This window comes from Arthrobacter sp. RCC_34 (assembly GCF_041360795.1).
Lineage (GTDB): Bacteria > Actinomycetota > Actinomycetes > Actinomycetales > Micrococcaceae > Arthrobacter_E.
In genome coordinates this window covers 899,009-914,128 of the sequence record NZ_JBFUPW010000001.1, presented here as the reverse complement: position 1 = coordinate 914,128, position 15,120 = coordinate 899,009, and the positions used below count along the sequence as shown (strand labels likewise).

Annotated in this window: 10 protein-coding genes and 1 riboswitch; of the genes, 3 read left to right on the top strand and 7 right to left on the bottom strand. The window is 68.5% G+C overall.

What is annotated here, in order from left to right; translation table 11 throughout:
- Positions 1 to 4 precede the first annotated feature (4 nt).
- Positions 5 to 1,132: an amidohydrolase family protein gene (locus AB6732_RS04220; RefSeq protein ID WP_370958563.1), complete on the bottom strand. Its 1,128-nt coding sequence runs from the start codon at positions 1,130 to 1,132 to the stop codon at positions 5 to 7.
- A 102-nt stretch (positions 1,133 to 1,234) separates the two neighbouring features.
- Positions 1,235 to 1,341, top strand: a riboswitch (TPP riboswitch).
- Between AB6732_RS04220 and thiC the strand changes: the two genes are divergently transcribed.
- Positions 1,335 to 3,122, top strand: coding sequence for a phosphomethylpyrimidine synthase ThiC (thiC, locus tag AB6732_RS04215; protein ID WP_370958561.1), 1,788 nt, complete (start codon positions 1,335 to 1,337; stop codon positions 3,120 to 3,122). It overlaps the preceding riboswitch by 7 nt.
- Positions 3,123 to 3,226: 104 nt before the next feature.
- Here the strand turns inward: thiC and AB6732_RS04210 are convergent, their stop codons facing one another.
- Both AB6732_RS04210 and ffh read right to left on the bottom strand, forming a co-directional pair.
- Complete coding sequence (locus AB6732_RS04210; protein ID WP_370958559.1) at positions 3,227 to 3,736, bottom strand: alpha/beta hydrolase; 510 nt, start codon at positions 3,734 to 3,736, stop codon at positions 3,227 to 3,229.
- A 3-nt stretch (positions 3,737 to 3,739) separates the two neighbouring features.
- Positions 3,740 to 5,311, bottom strand: a complete 1,572-nt coding sequence (ffh, locus tag AB6732_RS04205; protein ID WP_370958557.1) for a signal recognition particle protein — start codon at positions 5,309 to 5,311, stop codon at positions 3,740 to 3,742.
- Between the two features lie 142 nt (positions 5,312 to 5,453).
- Here ffh and AB6732_RS04200 point away from each other — a divergent pair, with 142 nt between their 5' ends.
- On the top strand, positions 5,454 to 6,857 hold the full coding sequence (locus AB6732_RS04200; RefSeq protein WP_370958555.1) for a glucose-6-phosphate dehydrogenase: 1,404 nt from the start codon (positions 5,454 to 5,456) through the stop codon (positions 6,855 to 6,857).
- A 130-nt stretch (positions 6,858 to 6,987) separates the two neighbouring features.
- Here the strand turns inward: AB6732_RS04200 and AB6732_RS04195 are convergent, their stop codons facing one another.
- The 4 genes from AB6732_RS04195 to smc form a co-directional block, all read right to left on the bottom strand.
- Positions 6,988 to 7,326: a P-II family nitrogen regulator gene (locus tag AB6732_RS04195; RefSeq protein WP_066210740.1), complete on the bottom strand. Its 339-nt coding sequence runs from the start codon at positions 7,324 to 7,326 to the stop codon at positions 6,988 to 6,990.
- Positions 7,323 to 8,690 (bottom strand): ammonium transporter, encoded by a 1,368-nt coding sequence (locus tag AB6732_RS04190; RefSeq protein ID WP_066210742.1) that lies wholly within the window; start codon positions 8,688 to 8,690, stop codon positions 7,323 to 7,325. The genes AB6732_RS04195 and AB6732_RS04190 overlap by 4 nt, the downstream gene beginning before the upstream one ends.
- 296 nt (positions 8,691 to 8,986) lie before the next feature.
- Positions 8,987 to 10,192, bottom strand: a complete 1,206-nt coding sequence (ftsY, locus tag AB6732_RS04185; protein WP_370958552.1) for a signal recognition particle-docking protein FtsY — start codon at positions 10,190 to 10,192, stop codon at positions 8,987 to 8,989.
- A 21-nt stretch (positions 10,193 to 10,213) separates the two neighbouring features.
- Positions 10,214 to 13,810, bottom strand: a complete 3,597-nt coding sequence (smc, locus tag AB6732_RS04180; protein WP_370958550.1) for a chromosome segregation protein SMC — start codon at positions 13,808 to 13,810, stop codon at positions 10,214 to 10,216.
- A 294-nt stretch (positions 13,811 to 14,104) separates the two neighbouring features.
- Between smc and AB6732_RS04175 the strand changes: the two genes are divergently transcribed.
- Positions 14,105 to 15,046 carry a 5'-nucleotidase gene (locus AB6732_RS04175; protein ID WP_370958548.1) on the top strand — a complete coding sequence of 314 codons (942 nt, stop codon included), beginning with the start codon at positions 14,105 to 14,107 and terminating at the stop codon, positions 15,044 to 15,046.
- Positions 15,047 to 15,120 lie beyond the last annotated feature (74 nt).

Genomic DNA, 15,120 nt, shown 5'->3' with positions numbered 1-15,120 from the left:
CAATTTATTCCATACCGCTGGGGCGTTTCTCCCCGGGCAGGTCACCGTTCAGCACCACACGTCGGGGCGCCGCCAGCGTGCCCAGGTTCCTCCGCGGGTCCTGCGCGTACAGCACCACATCGGCGGGAGCGCCTTCCTCGAGGTTCTCCGCCCCGAGCCATTCGCGGGCGGACCAGCACGCCGCATCAAGGGCGACCACGGACGGCAGCCCGGCACGGTGCAGCTCCGCGACCTCGTCCGCGATCCGCCCGTGTGCGATCACGCTGCCCGCATCCGTGCCCGCGAAGACCTGCACCCCGGCGGCGTAGGCGCGGGCGACGTTCTCGTACCGTCCCTCCCAGAGGGCATGCATGTGGGCCGCGTAGACCGGGAACTTCGGCTCGGCCTGGGCGACGATGTCCGGGAACGTGGCGATGTTGATCAGGGTGGGAACGATCGGGATGTTCGCCTCCACGAGCCGGGGCAGATGCTCGGGCTGGAGGCCCGTCGCGTGTTCGACGCAGTCGATCCCGGCGGCGATGACATCGTCCAGGACCTCCTCGCCGAAGCAGTGGGCCGTGACCCGGGCGCCTTCTTCGTGGGCCGCGGAGATCGCCTCCGCGACCAGCTCAGCGGGGAAGGACGGGCGGAGGTCGCCGGCGTCACGGTCGATCCAGTCCCCCACCAGCTTCACCCAGCCGCGCGGATCAGTGGCCACGGACAGACGGGCCTGCTCGCGGACGGTCTCCACGAGGTCCCGGTCCTCGACCTCGAGAGCCAGACCGCGGAGGTAGCGACGGGAGGCGGCGACGTGGCGGGCCGCCCGGATGATGCGCGGCGCGTCCGCCCGGTCGGTGAGCCAGCGGGTGTCCGCCGGGGACCCGGCGTCGCGCACCAGAAGAGTGCCCGCGGACAGATCGGCGCGTGCCTGCGCCAGTGAGGTGGCTTCATCCGCGGCGCCGCCCTCGACCAGGCCGATGTGGCAATGAGCATCCACCAGACCCGGAACCACCCAGCCGTCCAGCCTGAGGTCCGGCTCCACTGCGGGCATCCTGAAGGTCAGGCGCCCGTCGACGGACCAGAGCCCGAGCGCTTCGTCGTCCGGCCCCAGCAGAACGGGGCCCGTGAACTCGATGACTGGGTGACGTCGCATGTCCGGCATGGCTTCAAGCGTAGGTCAGTGAGCCTGCGAGCGGGAGATGACGGTCGCCGTCCGGGCGTTGCGGACCACCCCGTCCGGACCGTGCTACGGTGTTCGCGACCACACGGGTGTCCCAGGAGGGGCTGAGATCGGACTGACACTGTCCGGACCGTAGAACCTGACCGGGTAATGCCGGCGAAGGAAGTGAGTACCGATGAAATCCTTGCAGCAATCCCCTGCCCACAGCCTGGAATTCCTCACGGGAGACGACGGCATCGCCGTCCCCGTGACGAGCATCCAGCTGAACAACTCCCCCGACGGCGCGGCCAACCCGCCGTTCCAGGCGTACCGGACGGTGGGGCCGGGCAGCGATCCCGAACACGGCCTGCCGGACCTCCGCGCCGGCTGGATCCGATCCCGCGGCGACGTCGAAGAGTATGAGGGGCGTCAGCGTGATCTGCTCGACGACGGCCGCTCGGCCGCGCGTCGAGGAGCCGCCTCCGAAGAGTGGCAGGGTGCGCAGCGCCCGCCGCTGAAGGCACGGCCCGGCAAACGGGTGACTCAGATGCACTACGCCCGCGCTGGGATCGTGACCCCGGAGATGCGGTTCGTGGCACTCCGCGAGAACTGCCCGGTGGAACTCGTCCGCTCGGAGCTTGCGGCCGGTCGGGCGATCATCCCGGCCAACATCAACCACCCGGAGTCCGAGCCGATGATCATCGGCAAGGCCTTCCTGGTCAAGATCAACGCCAACATCGGAAACTCGGCGGTGACCAGCTCCATCGCCGAGGAGGTGGACAAACTCCACTGGGCCACCCTCTGGGGTGCAGACACCGTCATGGATCTCTCCACCGGGGACGACATCCACACCACGCGCGAATGGATCCTGCGGAACTCCCCCGTGCCGATCGGCACCGTGCCCATCTACCAGGCACTCGAGAAGGTCAACGGCGACGCCTCGGCCCTCACCTGGGAGGTCTTCCGGGACACCGTCATCGAACAGTGCGAGCAGGGCGTGGACTACATGACCATCCACGCCGGGGTGCTCCTGCGGTACGTGCCGCTCACGGCGGACCGCGTCACGGGCATCGTCTCCCGCGGTGGCTCCATCATGGCCGGCTGGTGCCTGGCGCACCATCGGGAGAACTTCCTCTACACGCACTTCGACGAACTCTGCGAGATCTTCGCGCAGTACGACGTCGCGTTCTCCCTGGGCGATGGCCTGCGGCCCGGCTCGACGGCGGACGCCAACGACGCCGCGCAGTTCGCCGAGCTGGACACGCTGGCCGAGCTGACCAAACGGGCGTGGGAGCACGACGTGCAGGTCATGGTCGAAGGCCCCGGGCACATCCCGTTCCACCTGGTCCGCGGGAACGTCGAACGTCAGCAGGAGCTCTGCGACGGCGCCCCGTTCTACACGCTCGGCCCGCTCGTGACGGACGTCGCCCCCGGCTACGACCACATCACCTCGGCCATCGGCGCCACGGAGATCGCCCGCTACGGCACGGCCATGCTGTGTTACGTCACGCCCAAGGAACATCTGGGACTGCCGAACAAGGACGACGTGAAGACCGGCGTGATCACGTACAAGATCGCGGCCCACGCGGCGGACCTGGCCAAGGGGCACCCAGGGGCGCACGAACGGGACGACGCCCTGTCCAAGGCCCGGTTCGAGTTCCGCTGGAAGGACCAATTCTCGCTGTCCCTCGACCCCGCCACGGCCGAGGCCTTCCATGACGAGACGCTGCCTGCCGAACCGGCCAAGACGGCACACTTCTGTTCGATGTGCGGGCCGAAGTTCTGTTCCATGAGGATCTCCCAGGACATCCGGCGGGACTTCGGTTCCCGGGAAGCCCAGGAGGCCACGGTGGAAGAGGCACTGGCTCAGGAGGCGCTGGCTCAGGAAGCACTGGCCGGGATGGCGGCGAAGAGCCGGGAGTTCCAGTCCCAGGGCGGCAAGGTCTACGTGGAATCGATCCCGGTGGGCGCGCCCCAGGACTGAGTCGCAGGAATGCGGGGTCACTTGGTGCCGGATGATCCGTCCGGAGCCGGCCTCAAGTGGCCCCGCAGCGCGTCTGTCCGGCGGCGCTGTTCAGGCGGTACTGTTCAGGCGGTGCGGCGGAGGAAGTCCTTGATCGCGGCCGCCCCCTCGGAGGAGTCCTGCGGACGGTGCGCTCCCGGCGCGACGACGTGTTCCGCGCCGGACTCGGCCAGGAGCCGGGCCGTGCGCTCATAGGCGGGCTCCCAGCCGCCCGAGAGCACGAGCATCGGGACACCCGGGATGATCGCGCCTTCGGTCCCCTGGGGACGGGGCGCGGTGAGGTCCGGCAGCCACGGTTCGCACAGCACCAACGCCCGCACCAGAGAGGAGTGCTCGACGGCGGCCTGCACGGCCGCCGTCGCGCCCTCACCATGCGCCACGATCACGGACGGAACGTCGGCCATCGTGCCAAGGACCGCTGCGGCGTCCAGCGCTTGACCGTCCGGCTGCTTGAGGAACAGGGCGTCGAATTCGAGCGCCAGTCCGTGCTGCCGCGGCCAGGCGGCGGCCCCGGACGCGTCACGCCCGGGGACGAAGACCACCCGGGGCAGCGCGCCGGTGCTGTTCAGGACCAAACCCTATTTGCCCAGGAACTTCTCGAAGCCCTTGGGGAGCTCCATGGTGGACGGGTCGAAGTCCTGCGCCTGCTGCCCGAAAGCGGCACCGGACGGGGCGCGGTTCGCCTTCCGGGCCTCGGCCTCGCGCAGCTCCTGAGCGGCCTTGGCCGGGTTGCCCGAGCGGGCCTTCTTCTTGCCGGTGTTCTTCTTGGCCGCCTTGCGGGCCGTGCCGCCACCGGCGCCCATCGACATGCCGGGCATCCCGGGCATACCGCCCTGCGCCATCTTCTTCATCATCTTCTGGGCCTGACCGAAGCGCTCCAGGAGGCCGTTGACCTCGGAGACGTGCACGCCGGAACCACGGGCGATGCGGGCACGGCGCGAGCCGTTGATGATCTTGGGGGCCACACGCTCGTGCGGGGTCATGGAGCGGACCATCGCCTCGACACGGTCGATCTCGCGCTCGTCGAACTGCTCCAGCTGCTGACGCATGTTCTGTGCGCCCGGCATCATCATGAGCATCTTCTTCATCGAGCCCATTTTGCGGATCTGCTGCATCTGGGCGAGGAAGTCCTCGAAGGTGAAGTCCTCCTGGTCGGCGAACTTCTTCGCCATCCGGGCGGCTTCGTCCTTGTCCCAGTTCTGCTCGGCCTGCTCGATGAGGGACAGGATGTCGCCCATGTCGAGTATGCGGGAGGCCATGCGGTCCGGGTGGAAGAGCTCGAAGTCGTCCACGCCTTCGCCGGTGGAGGCGAACATGACGGGCTTGCCGGTCACGGAGGCGACCGAGAGGGCGGCGCCGCCGCGGGCGTCGCCGTCGAGCTTGGAGAGCACGACGCCGGTGAAGTCGACGCCCTCATGGAAGGCGTTGGCCGTGTTGACGGCGTCCTGGCCGATCATCGCGTCGATGACGAACAGGACCTCGTCCGGGTTGATCGCCTCGCGGATGCGGCGCGCCTGGTCCATCATCTCGGCGTCCACACCGAGACGGCCGGCGGTGTCCACGATGACCACGTCGTGCAGCTTCTGGCGGGCCTCGGCCACACCCGCCTCGGCGACGGCCACCGGATCGCCGGTGGGGACGTCGAATTCGCTGGTGGTGCCCGGGTGCGGTGCGAAGACCGGCACGCCGGCACGCTGGCCGACCACCTGGAGCTGCGTCACGGCGTTGGGACGCTGGAGGTCGCAGGCCACCAGCAGGGGGCTGTGACCCTGGCCCTTGAGCCACTTGGAGAGCTTGCCGGCGAGGGTGGTCTTACCGGCGCCCTGGAGACCCGCGAGCATGATCACGGTGGGCGGGTTCTTCGCCAGGCGCAGACGGCGGGTCTCGCCACCCAGGATCGTGACGAGTTCCTCGTTGACGATCTTGACGATCTGCTGGCTCGGGTTCAGCGCAGCGGAGACCTCGGCGCCGAGGGCGCGCTCCTTCACGCGGGAGGCGAACTCACGCACCACGGGCACGGCGACGTCGGCATCCAGCAGGGCGCGACGGATCTCGCGCACGGTGGCGTCGACGTCGGCCTCGCTCAGGCGGCCTTTGCCGCGGAGGTTCTTGAACGTCGCTGTGAGCCGGTCAGAGAGTGAATTGAACACGCGCCGCGCACTTCTTTCGGATGGAGGTTCCAGGACTTCACCCCGGTGAGGGATGGAACCCCTCACAGGGCCCCGCGCCAGGGTGGCACGGGCTTTCAGCTTTCTAGGGTACCAAGTCGGACTGACGAGATGGCATGCTGGCATGGTGACCAGTACGCGACGCGCCCGGCGATCCCGGGCCCAGGACATCAAGACACTGCTCATCCTCGGCGCCTCGGGCGACCTCACGGGACGGCTCCTGCTGCCAGGGCTCGCCTCCCTGGTCTCCGCCGGCCGGGCTCCCGGGCTCACCCTGGTGGGTGCGGGGACCGAGCCCTGGACGCCCAGCAAGTGGCAGCGGCGGCTCGCGAAGGCCCTCCCGCTGGATGCCGGCGAGGAGGCGAGCGCCCATTGGAAGGAGCTCATGGCCACCTCGCAGTACCGCCAGGTGGACGTCACCGCCCCCGGCGCCCTCGCAGGCCTGCTCGCCTCGCTCGACGGCCCCGTAGCGGTCTTCTTCGCCCTGCCGCCGCGCATCAGCCAGCTCGCCTGCGAGTCGCTCGCCCCCGAGGAAGTGCCGTTCGGAACGCGCCTGGTCCTGGAAAAGCCGTTCGGCTCCGACGCAGCCTCCGCCCGCGAACTCAACGGCACCCTGCGCCGCCTGGTCCCCGAGGAGCACATCCACCGGGTGGACCACTTCCTCGGCAAGTCCACGGTGCTCAACATCATCGGCATGCGCTTCGCGAACCGCTTCTTCGAGCCGCTCTGGAACCGCGACAACGTGGCCGAGGTGGAGATCGCCTTCGAGGAGGACCTCGCGCTGGAAGGCCGCGCGGGATATTACGACTCCGCGGGCGCCCTGCGCGACATGATCCAGAGCCACCTGCTGCAGGTGATGGCGCTCATGGCCATGGAACCCCCGGCAACCCTCGGCGAACGGGATCTGCGCGACGGCATCGCCACCGTGCTGCGGGCCAGCCGCGTCGCCACGCCCTTCCGCCGCAACACGCGGCGCGCCCGGTACACCGCTGGCAAGATCGGCGGCCGGAAGGTCCCCGACTACGTCGCAGAGGAAGGCGTGCACCCGGAGCGCGAGACCGAAACGTTCGCCGAGGTCCGCGTCGAGATCAACAACACCCGCTGGGCCGGGGTGCCGTTCATCCTCCGCACCGGCAAGGCCATGGGCACGCGCCGCAAGGAAGCCGTGGTCCGCTTCCGCCCCCTGGCGCACCTGCCGGCCGGCTTCAGCGGCACGGACCAGCCGGACGAACTGCGCATCGGGTTCGGACCGGACACCCTCAGCATCGGCCTGGACGTCACGAGCGCCGGGAACGGCTTCGAACTCTCCCGCGCGGAGCTGGTGACCGAACTGCACTCCTCGGCGCTGCTCCCCTACGGCGAAGTCCTGGACGGCGTGCTGCATGGCGACCCGCTGCTCTCCGTGCGCGCCGACGTGGCGGAGGACTGCTGGCGGATCGTGGATCCCGTCCTCTCCGCGTGGTCCCACGGGCGCGTCCCGCTTGAGGACTACCCGGCGGGCTCCCGGGGGCCGGTCACCGAGAGCTGACCCGCACTCTCCGAACGCACGACGACGGCGACGCGCCCTGGCCGGGTGCGTCGCCGTCGTCGTTGGGGGGAGGTGATCGTGTTGGGGAGGAAGGGCGCCTCCCGTGCGGCGGGAGGCCGGAACAGCTCCGCTAAATGGCGGCTGCTCCGCGTTCTCCGGTCCGGACCCGGACCGCTTCGTACACGTCCACGGACCAGACCTTGCCGTCACCGGCGCGGCCGGTGTTGGAACTGGCGATGATGACGTCCACGACGTCATCCGCCGTCTCGTCCGTGGCCAGGACCTCGACCCGCAGCTTCGGCAGGAGGTTCACGTTGTACTCAGCCCCACGGTAGACCTCGGTGTAGCCGCGCTGACGGCCGTAGCCGCTGGCCGCGCTCACCGTGAGTCCCTGGACCCCGTACGCTTCAAGACCTTCGCGGATGCTCTCGAGCTTCTCCGGGCGGACGATTGCCGTGACGAGTTTCATGCGTCAACACTCTCCTTGCGATCCTTGCCTGCGCTCTTCTTGGATCCGGCGGAATCCCGCTGGAACTCTGCTGCCCGGCGGTCCAGCGCCTCGGAGATGGCCTCCAGCGAACCGTGCGGCTGGAAGGTGCCACCCTGACCGGCGATGCCGAACTCGTAAGCCGACTCCGCGTGGAGGGACAGGTCCACGCCGATCTCCTCCTGCTCCTCCGAGACCCGGAAGCCGAGCGTCTTGTGGATGGCGAAGCCGATGATGGCCGTCAGAACCGCGGTGTAGACCATGGAGAAGCCTGCCGCCGCCAGCTGCGACCACAGCTGGTCCCAGCCGCCGCCGTAGAAGAGGCCGGCACGGGAGCCTTCGAGCGGGATGGCGATGAAGCCCAGTGCGACGGTGCCGATGAGGCCGGAGACCAGGTGGACACCCACCACGTCCAGGGAGTCGTCGTAGCCGAAGCGGAACTTGAGGCCGACGGCCAGGGCGGAGGCCACACCGGCCACGATGCCCAGACCGATGGCGCCCACCGGGCTGACGTTGGCACAGGCGGGGGTGATGGCGACCAGACCGGCGACCACACCGGACGCGGCGCCCAGCGAGGTGGGGTGGCCGTCACGGATCCGCTCGGTCACGAGCCAGCCGAGCATACCGGCGGCCGGAGCTGCGAGGGTGTTGATCCAGATGAGGCCACCCTGCTGCGCGGTGGTGGCGGCGCCGGCGTTGAAGCCGAACCAGCCGAACCAGAGGATCGCCGCACCGAGCATGACGAACGGGATGTTGTGCGGGCGGTGGTTCGGGTCCTTGCCGAAGCCGCGGCGATTGCCGATGATCAGGACGAGGATGAGGCCCGCGACACCGGCGTTGATGTGCACCACGGTGCCGCCGGCGAAGTCGATGGCCGGGCCGAGCGCCTTGCCGATGGCGCCGTCGGGGCCGAAGAGACCGCCGCCCCACACCATGAACGCGATCGGGCAGTAGACCAGGGTCACCCAGACCGGCACGAAGAGCGCCCAGGCGCCGAACTTCGCACGGTCCGCGATGGCGCCGGAGATCAGGGCCACCGTGATGATGGCGAAGGTGGCGGCGTAGCCGGCCTTGATCAGGCCGTCAGGGGTGCTGACGTTCTCCAGACCGAAGGTGGCGAACGGGTTGCCGAACAGTTCGAAAACGCCTTCGCCGCCGCTCATGGAGGATCCCCATAGGACCCACACCACGCCGACGATGCCGATGGAGATGAAGCTCATCATCATCATGTTCAGGGCGGCTTTGGCACGGGTCATGCCGCCGTAGAAGAATGCCAGGCCGGGCGTCATGAACAACACCAGGGCCGCAGCCACCATGACCCACACATTGCTGGCGGTAAGTTCCATGGCTTTCGGTCCTTTCTCGAAGGGGCTCTCTCGCGAGGTGCCCGTGGTTCTTTCTGACGCCGGGGCGTCCTGCATTCAACTTTCGGCCTCCCGTGTTTCACCTGGCCTGGTGGTTCATTGCGTGGTTGTTACGCTTCCGGCCCGGGCGTAAAGGGTCGGTGTCCAGAACGTTTCCGGCATGTTTCGCAGCCGGACGCACGGCCGGGTTCACGGCCCCGGGACGCACGAAGGCCCCGCAGGCATTCGCCTGCGGGGCCTTCGGAAGCTGTCCGGAGAGGTGCGGTCCGGGGAAGTGCTCAGTCGAGCAGCGCGTCGACGAACGCCTCCGGGTCGAACGGCGCCAGATCATCGGGGCCTTCGCCGAGACCGACGAGCTTCACCGGGACGCCCAGGGTGCGCTGGATCGCGACGACGATGCCGCCCTTGGCGGTGCCGTCGAGCTTGGTGAGCACGATGCCGCTGATGTCCACGACCTCGGCGAACACCTTGGCCTGGGTGAGGCCGTTCTGGCCCGTGGTCGCATCCAGCACCAGGAGGACCTCGTCCACCTCGGCCAGCTTCTCGATGACACGCTTGACCTTGCCGAGTTCGTCCATCAGGCCGGTCTTGTTCTGCAGGCGGCCGGCGGTGTCCACCATGACCACGTCGACTTCCTGGTCGATGCCGGCCTTCACCGCCTCATACGCCACCGACGCCGGGTCGGCGCCTTCCACATCGGACTTGACGGTGGGCACGCCCACGCGCTCGCCCCAGGTGGTGAGCTGTTCGGCGGCCGCCGCACGGAAGGTGTCCGCGGCGCCCAGGAGCACGTCCTTGTCCTCGGCGACGAGCACGCGGGCCAGCTTGCCGACCGTGGTGGTCTTGCCGACGCCGTTGACACCCACCACGAGCACGACGGCGGGTCGCTCGGCATGGCGGGTCACGTTGAGGGTCCGGTCCATGGACGGGTCGACGAGCTTGAGGAGCTCCTCGCGCAGCATGGCGCGGACCTCGGCGGTGTCACGGGTGCCCATGACCTTCACGCGGGCGCGGAGCGCGTCCATCAGCTCCATGGTCGGCTCGGTGCCGAGGTCGGCCAGGAGGAGGGTCTCCTCGATCTCGTCCCAGGTGTCCTCGTCGATGCGGTCGCTGGAGAGCAGGGCGAGCAGGCCCTTGCCGAGGATGTTGCCGGAGCCGACCAGGCGCGCCCGGAGGCGGTTCAGGCGGCCGACCACCGGCGCGGGACGCTCCACGAGCGGCGCGGCAGGCACCACTTCCTCGACGGGCTCTTCGACGAGCGTGCCCGTGGAGGGCGAGGTGGCGGCGTCGTGCGCGGCGGCCGCTTCGTCGTCGCGGTCCAGAACGGCGGTGCCGCCCGAGGAGGGACGCGCGGGATCGTTCGCGTCACGCGTGCTGGTGTACTTCCGGGAGTTGCGGCCCTTGAGAAGCAGCGGGACCGCCAGGCCGATGACCACCAGGGCGCCGACGATGGACAGGATCACGGGAAGGAGGACGTCATTCACCCCCCTAGCTTCTCACGCGGGCTACTCCCCCATGCGCTGTGAGATCACGGTGGTGACGCCGTCGCCGCGCATCGTGACGCCGTAGAGGGCGTCCGCCACCTCCATGGTGCGTTTCTGGTGCGTGATCACGATCAGCTGGCTGGACTCCCGCAGCTCCTCGAAGATCGTGATGAGGCGGCCGAGGTTGACGTCGTCCAGGGCGGCTTCCACCTCGTCCATGACGTAGAACGGCGAGGGGCGCGCCTTGAAGATCGCCACGAGAAGCGCCACGGCGGTCAGGGAGCGTTCGCCGCCGGAGAGCAGGGACAGGCGCTTGATCTTCTTGCCGGCGGGCCGGGCCTCGACCTCGATGCCGGTGGTGAGCATGTCGTCCGGATCGGTCAGGACCAGACGGCCCTCGCCGCCCGGGAACAGGCGTCCGAAGACGTGGACGAACTGCTCCGACGTGTCGGCGAACGCCTGGGAGAAGACCTCCTGCACCCGGGCATCCACCTCCTTGATGATGTCCAGAAGGTCCTTGCGGCTCGCCTTCAGGTCCTCGAGCTGGGTGTTGAGGAACTGATGGCGCTCCTCCAGTGCGGCGAACTCCTCCAATGCGAGGGGGTTGATCTTGCCCAGCGAGGACAGGTCCTTCTCGGCGCGCTTGAGACGCTTCTCCTGCTCGGCACGGACGAACGGCACGCCCGTGGGGACCGGATTGCCGTCGTCATCCACCTCCTGCCGCAGCTCGGCCCACTTGTCCTGGGCGCCGTCCACGGACGGCACGGGAAGATGCGGCCCGAATTCGGCCACGAGCTCCTCTGGTCCGAGCCCGAGTTCGTCGATGGCCCGCTGCTCGACGGCCTCGATCCGCGCGCGCTGCTGGGTGAGTGCCAGCTGATCACGGTGCGCGGACCCGGTCAGATCCGCGAGTTCCCGGGCCAGGGCGTCGTTCCCGGCGCGCAGGCCTCCGAGTAGGGTGTCGTACTTGCTGCCGTCCTCCTCCACGCGGGCGAGCTCCGCGGCGGCGGAGTCGACGGAGCGGTCCGCCACCAGGACGGCCTGCCGTGCGGCCTCCGCGACGGCGGACGCACGCGCTGCCTGACGCCGGCGACGTTCTGCCCGGACCACGGCCTCCTGCTGGGCCCGGCGTTCGCTTGCCGCCGCGCGTTCCAGGCCGGCCGCCCGGCGTTCGCCGTTGGACAGCTGTTCCTCGGCCGTGCGCAAGGCGAGCCGTGCGTCCACTTCCATGGCCCGGACCTCACGGGCGCGAGTCTCCAGCGTCTCCCGCTGATCCTGGATCGCCTCGCCCTCCTGTGACTGCGAGGCATCCTCGTGGGCCCGGGTCAGCTGGGCCGCGAGGGTTTCCAGGCTCTCGTTCTCCTGGGCAAGGGTCTTCTGGGCGCGGTCCCGGGTCTCGCGCAGACGCTCGGCCTCGGCGGTGATGGAGCGCAGCTGACCCTTGAGGCTGCCGAGCTTCTCCGCGGAGGCGGCGAGGGTGGCGTCAGACTCGTGCAGGCGGTCCAGGGCGGCGTCGGCACGTTCCCGGGCCTGCTCGAGCTGGTCCGCGAGTCCCTTGCGGGCGAACCGCAGCCGCTCGAGCTCAGAGGTCACTCGGCCGAGCCGCTGCTCGGTCTCCTCAAGGGCCGTCTGGGTTTCCAGCAGCGAACCGCTCGCCGGGGATCCGCCGCTCGCGGTGTGGGCGGAGAGGACATCGCCCTCACGTGTCACCACGGTGGATTGCGGTGCCGCTGCCAGGATCTCGCCTGCGGCCTGGAGCGTCTCGGCGATGAGGACGGACTCCAGCAGCCGGAGCACCGCTTCCCCACCCGGGCCGTGGGCGGTCACGACGGCGTGTGCCGGCACGGCGTCGGTGGGAACAGAGCCCTTGGAGGTCTCCGTCGACGCGGTCCGTGCCGGGGTCTCTAGCTCACCGGGACGCCCGATCAGCACGTTCGCCCGGCCGGCGTCCTCATCCTTGAGCTGTTCGAGCGCCCGGGCGGCGCCCTCCACGCCGTCCGCGACGAGCGCCTCGGCGAACGGTCCGAGCGCCGCGGCGATGGCGGCCTCGTGACCGGGCGTGACCTTGACGGCGTTCGCGATGCTCCCGAGGATTCCGGGGTGGCCCTCCAGGTGGGCGCTGCCGTCCCGGGGTGCGGTGGCCTGGCGGAGCGCCTCAATCCGCGCGCCGAGCGCTGCGAGCTGATGCTCGGCGTCGCGCTGCTCCGCGGCGAGCCGCCCGTCCTGTGCTTCCAGGGATTCCAGCGCGTCGGCGGCCTGCTCGTACTCGGTGTCCAGGTCCTGCTCGCCGGACTCGCTGTCCGCGAGTTCGGCCTCCTGGGAGGCGAACTCGGCTTCCGCCGTCGCGCGGCGGCGTTCGCATTCCAGCAGAGAGTCGTGGATGCGACCGAGCTCCGCCTCGACCGACTGCACCCGTGACCGTGCGGCGCCCACCTTGCCGCTCAGGGTGGCGAGCGACTCACGGCGGTCCGCGGCGGCCCGCAGGGCGGCGGTCACCCGGGCGTCCTCGGCCCGCGCGAGCGCTTCGGCTTCCGCCCGCTGGTTCACGACGACGTCGAGCATCTCCTTCAGCTGCCCCACCTCGGCGGCAATCCGGGCGGCTTCCTCCCGGGCCCGGACGGCTTGCTGCTCCATCTGCTCGGCGTCGTTCTGACGCGTCACCGGCTCCGAGCTGCCCAGCAGGCGGTGACGTTCGGTGGCGAGCTGCCCGAGACCGCGCAGGCGTTCCCGGGCGGTGGTCAGCTGGTGCCAGGTGGCGCGGGCCTGGGTGATCCGCGGGGACATCGCGGCGGCCGACTGCTCGGCGAGGGACTGCTGTTCACGGCCCTGCGCAAGATCTGCCTCGACCACGGCGATCCGTTCGCGGAGAGCCTGTTCGCGGGCGGCGTCGGACTCGAGCTCGCCCGTGAGGCGGACCAGATCGTCGGCGAGGAGGCGCGCCTTGGCGTCCCGGAGTTCACTCTGAACGGTCTGGGCCCGGCGCGCGACGGCGGCCTGCCGCCCGAGCGGTCCCAGCTGGCGGCGCAGTTCGGCGGAGAGGTCGCTGAGCCGCTGCAGGTTGCCCTGCATGGCGTCGAGCTTGCGGAGCGTGCGCTCCTTCCGGCGGCGGTGCTTCAGGATGCCGGCGGCCTCCTCGATGAAGCCGCGGCGGTCCTCCGGGGTGGCGTGGAGGATGCGGTCCAGCTGGCCCTGCCCCACGATGACGTGCATCTCACGGCCGAGACCCGAGTCGGACAGGAGCTCCTGGATGTCGAGAAGACGGCAGCTGGTCCCATTGATGGCGTACTCGCTGCCGCCCGTGCGGAACAGGGTGCGGGAAATGGTGACTTCGCTGTAGTCGATGGGCAGATCGCCGTCGGCGTTGTCGATGGTGAGTGAGACGTGCGCACGGCCGAGCGGCGGGCGACCGGACGTCCCGGCGAAGATGACGTCCTCCATCTTGCCGCCGCGCAGGGTCTTGGCGCCCTGCTCCCCCATCACCCAGGCGAGGGCGTCCACCACATTGGACTTGCCGCTGCCATTGGGCCCCACGATGGCTGTCACGCCGGGCTCGAACGTGAAGCTCGTAGCCGAGGCGAAAGACTTGAAGCCACGGATGGTGAGGTTCTTCAGGTGCACGGTGGTGGGGACTCTCTGGCCGGCTCAGGACGGGTTGGAGGAATACGCGTCCCCCAAGACTATCCCGGGATGGCGGGGTTCCTGGGGGGTGGCGCGGCGGCGCAGGGGCTTGGTCAGACAGGCCGGGGCCGGTCCGGCGGCCGCTACTTCTACTTATTCTCTCGGCCATACCGACGCGCCCTCCCGCCCTTACAATGAAGGAAAGGGTCGCAATGTCGTGTCCACAGGGCGAAATTTCGCACGTTGGATCGCCGCACATGCTAGCTCGAACACCAAGTCCTCTACACTCAAGGCATGGTTGCCATTGGGGAAGACACACTTGTCATCGGTATCGCCTCCAGCGCCTTGTTCGACCTAACCGAATCGCATTCAGTGTTCGAACAGCAAGGCGAAGATGCTTACCGAGATTTCCAGGAACGGAACTACGAAACTCAGTTGTCTCCCGGCATCGCGTACCCATTCATAAAGCGGCTGCTCAGCCTGAACACTTTGCAGACTGAGGGAGCGCCACTTGTCGAAGTCGTAGTGCTATCTCGAAACGATCCGGAGACCGGCGCACGTGTGATGCGTTCGATCGAGTCTCACGGTCTGCCTATGACGCGGGCGATCTTTATGCAGGGCCGTTCACCCTTCAAGTTCATGCCTGCTTTCAAGATGAAACTCTTCTTGTCCGCCAATCCCGACGACGTGAAGGCGGCACTTTCACTCGGATACCCGGCCGGCCAGGTAGTTGGTGAAGCTGGACATCTAGCCGCCGACAACCCGCATGACAAGGACCTGAGGATTGCTTTCGACTTCGACGCCGTGTTGGCGGATGATTCCGCGGAGCAAGTCTATGCTTCTAATGGCATCGAAGGATTCCGAAATCATGAAGTCCAGAACGAGACGACACCATTGCCGCCCGGACCCATGAACGGTCTACTGGAGGCCATCAATCGTATACAAGATGTTGAGGACGATCGGGTCGCAGCAGATGGCTCTTATCGGCGACGTCTCTTCGTATCTATCGTCACCGCTCGCAACGCGCCTGCTCACGCCCGCGCTATCCGAACTTTGAAGTCGTGGGGACTCCGTGTGAACGATGCATTCTTTTTAGGCGGCTGGGAAAAAACTGCTGTTCTGGAGATTCTCAAACCCCACATTTTCTTCGACGATCAAATGTCACACCTAGAGGATGCCCGATCGGTAGTTCCGAGCGTCCACGTACCTTTTGGCATCAAGAACATATCCGTGTAGGAACCCGCATCTCCAAAGAGTCAGTAAGCCTACCGCGGCACGCCAATTTGCCGCCTCCATGCTGCCAGCTTGAG

What these genes read in the sequence shown, in the direction of transcription:
- AB6732_RS04190 (WP_066210742.1), bottom strand. Translation starts at nt 8,690, where the DNA reads ATGGAACTTACCGCCAGCAATGTGTGGGTCATGGTGGCTGCGGCCCTG.
- thiC (WP_370958561.1), top strand. Translation starts at nt 1,335, where the DNA reads ATGAAATCCTTGCAGCAATCCCCTGCCCACAGCCTGGAATTCCTCACG.
- AB6732_RS04195 (WP_066210740.1), bottom strand. Translation starts at nt 7,326, where the DNA reads ATGAAACTCGTCACGGCAATCGTCCGCCCGGAGAAGCTCGAGAGCATC.
- AB6732_RS04175 (WP_370958548.1), top strand. Translation starts at nt 14,105, where the DNA reads ATGGTTGCCATTGGGGAAGACACACTTGTCATCGGTATCGCCTCCAGC.
- AB6732_RS04200 (WP_370958555.1), top strand. Translation starts at nt 5,454, where the DNA reads ATGGTGACCAGTACGCGACGCGCCCGGCGATCCCGGGCCCAGGACATC.
- AB6732_RS04220 (WP_370958563.1), bottom strand. Translation starts at nt 1,132, where the DNA reads ATGCGACGTCACCCAGTCATCGAGTTCACGGGCCCCGTTCTGCTGGGG.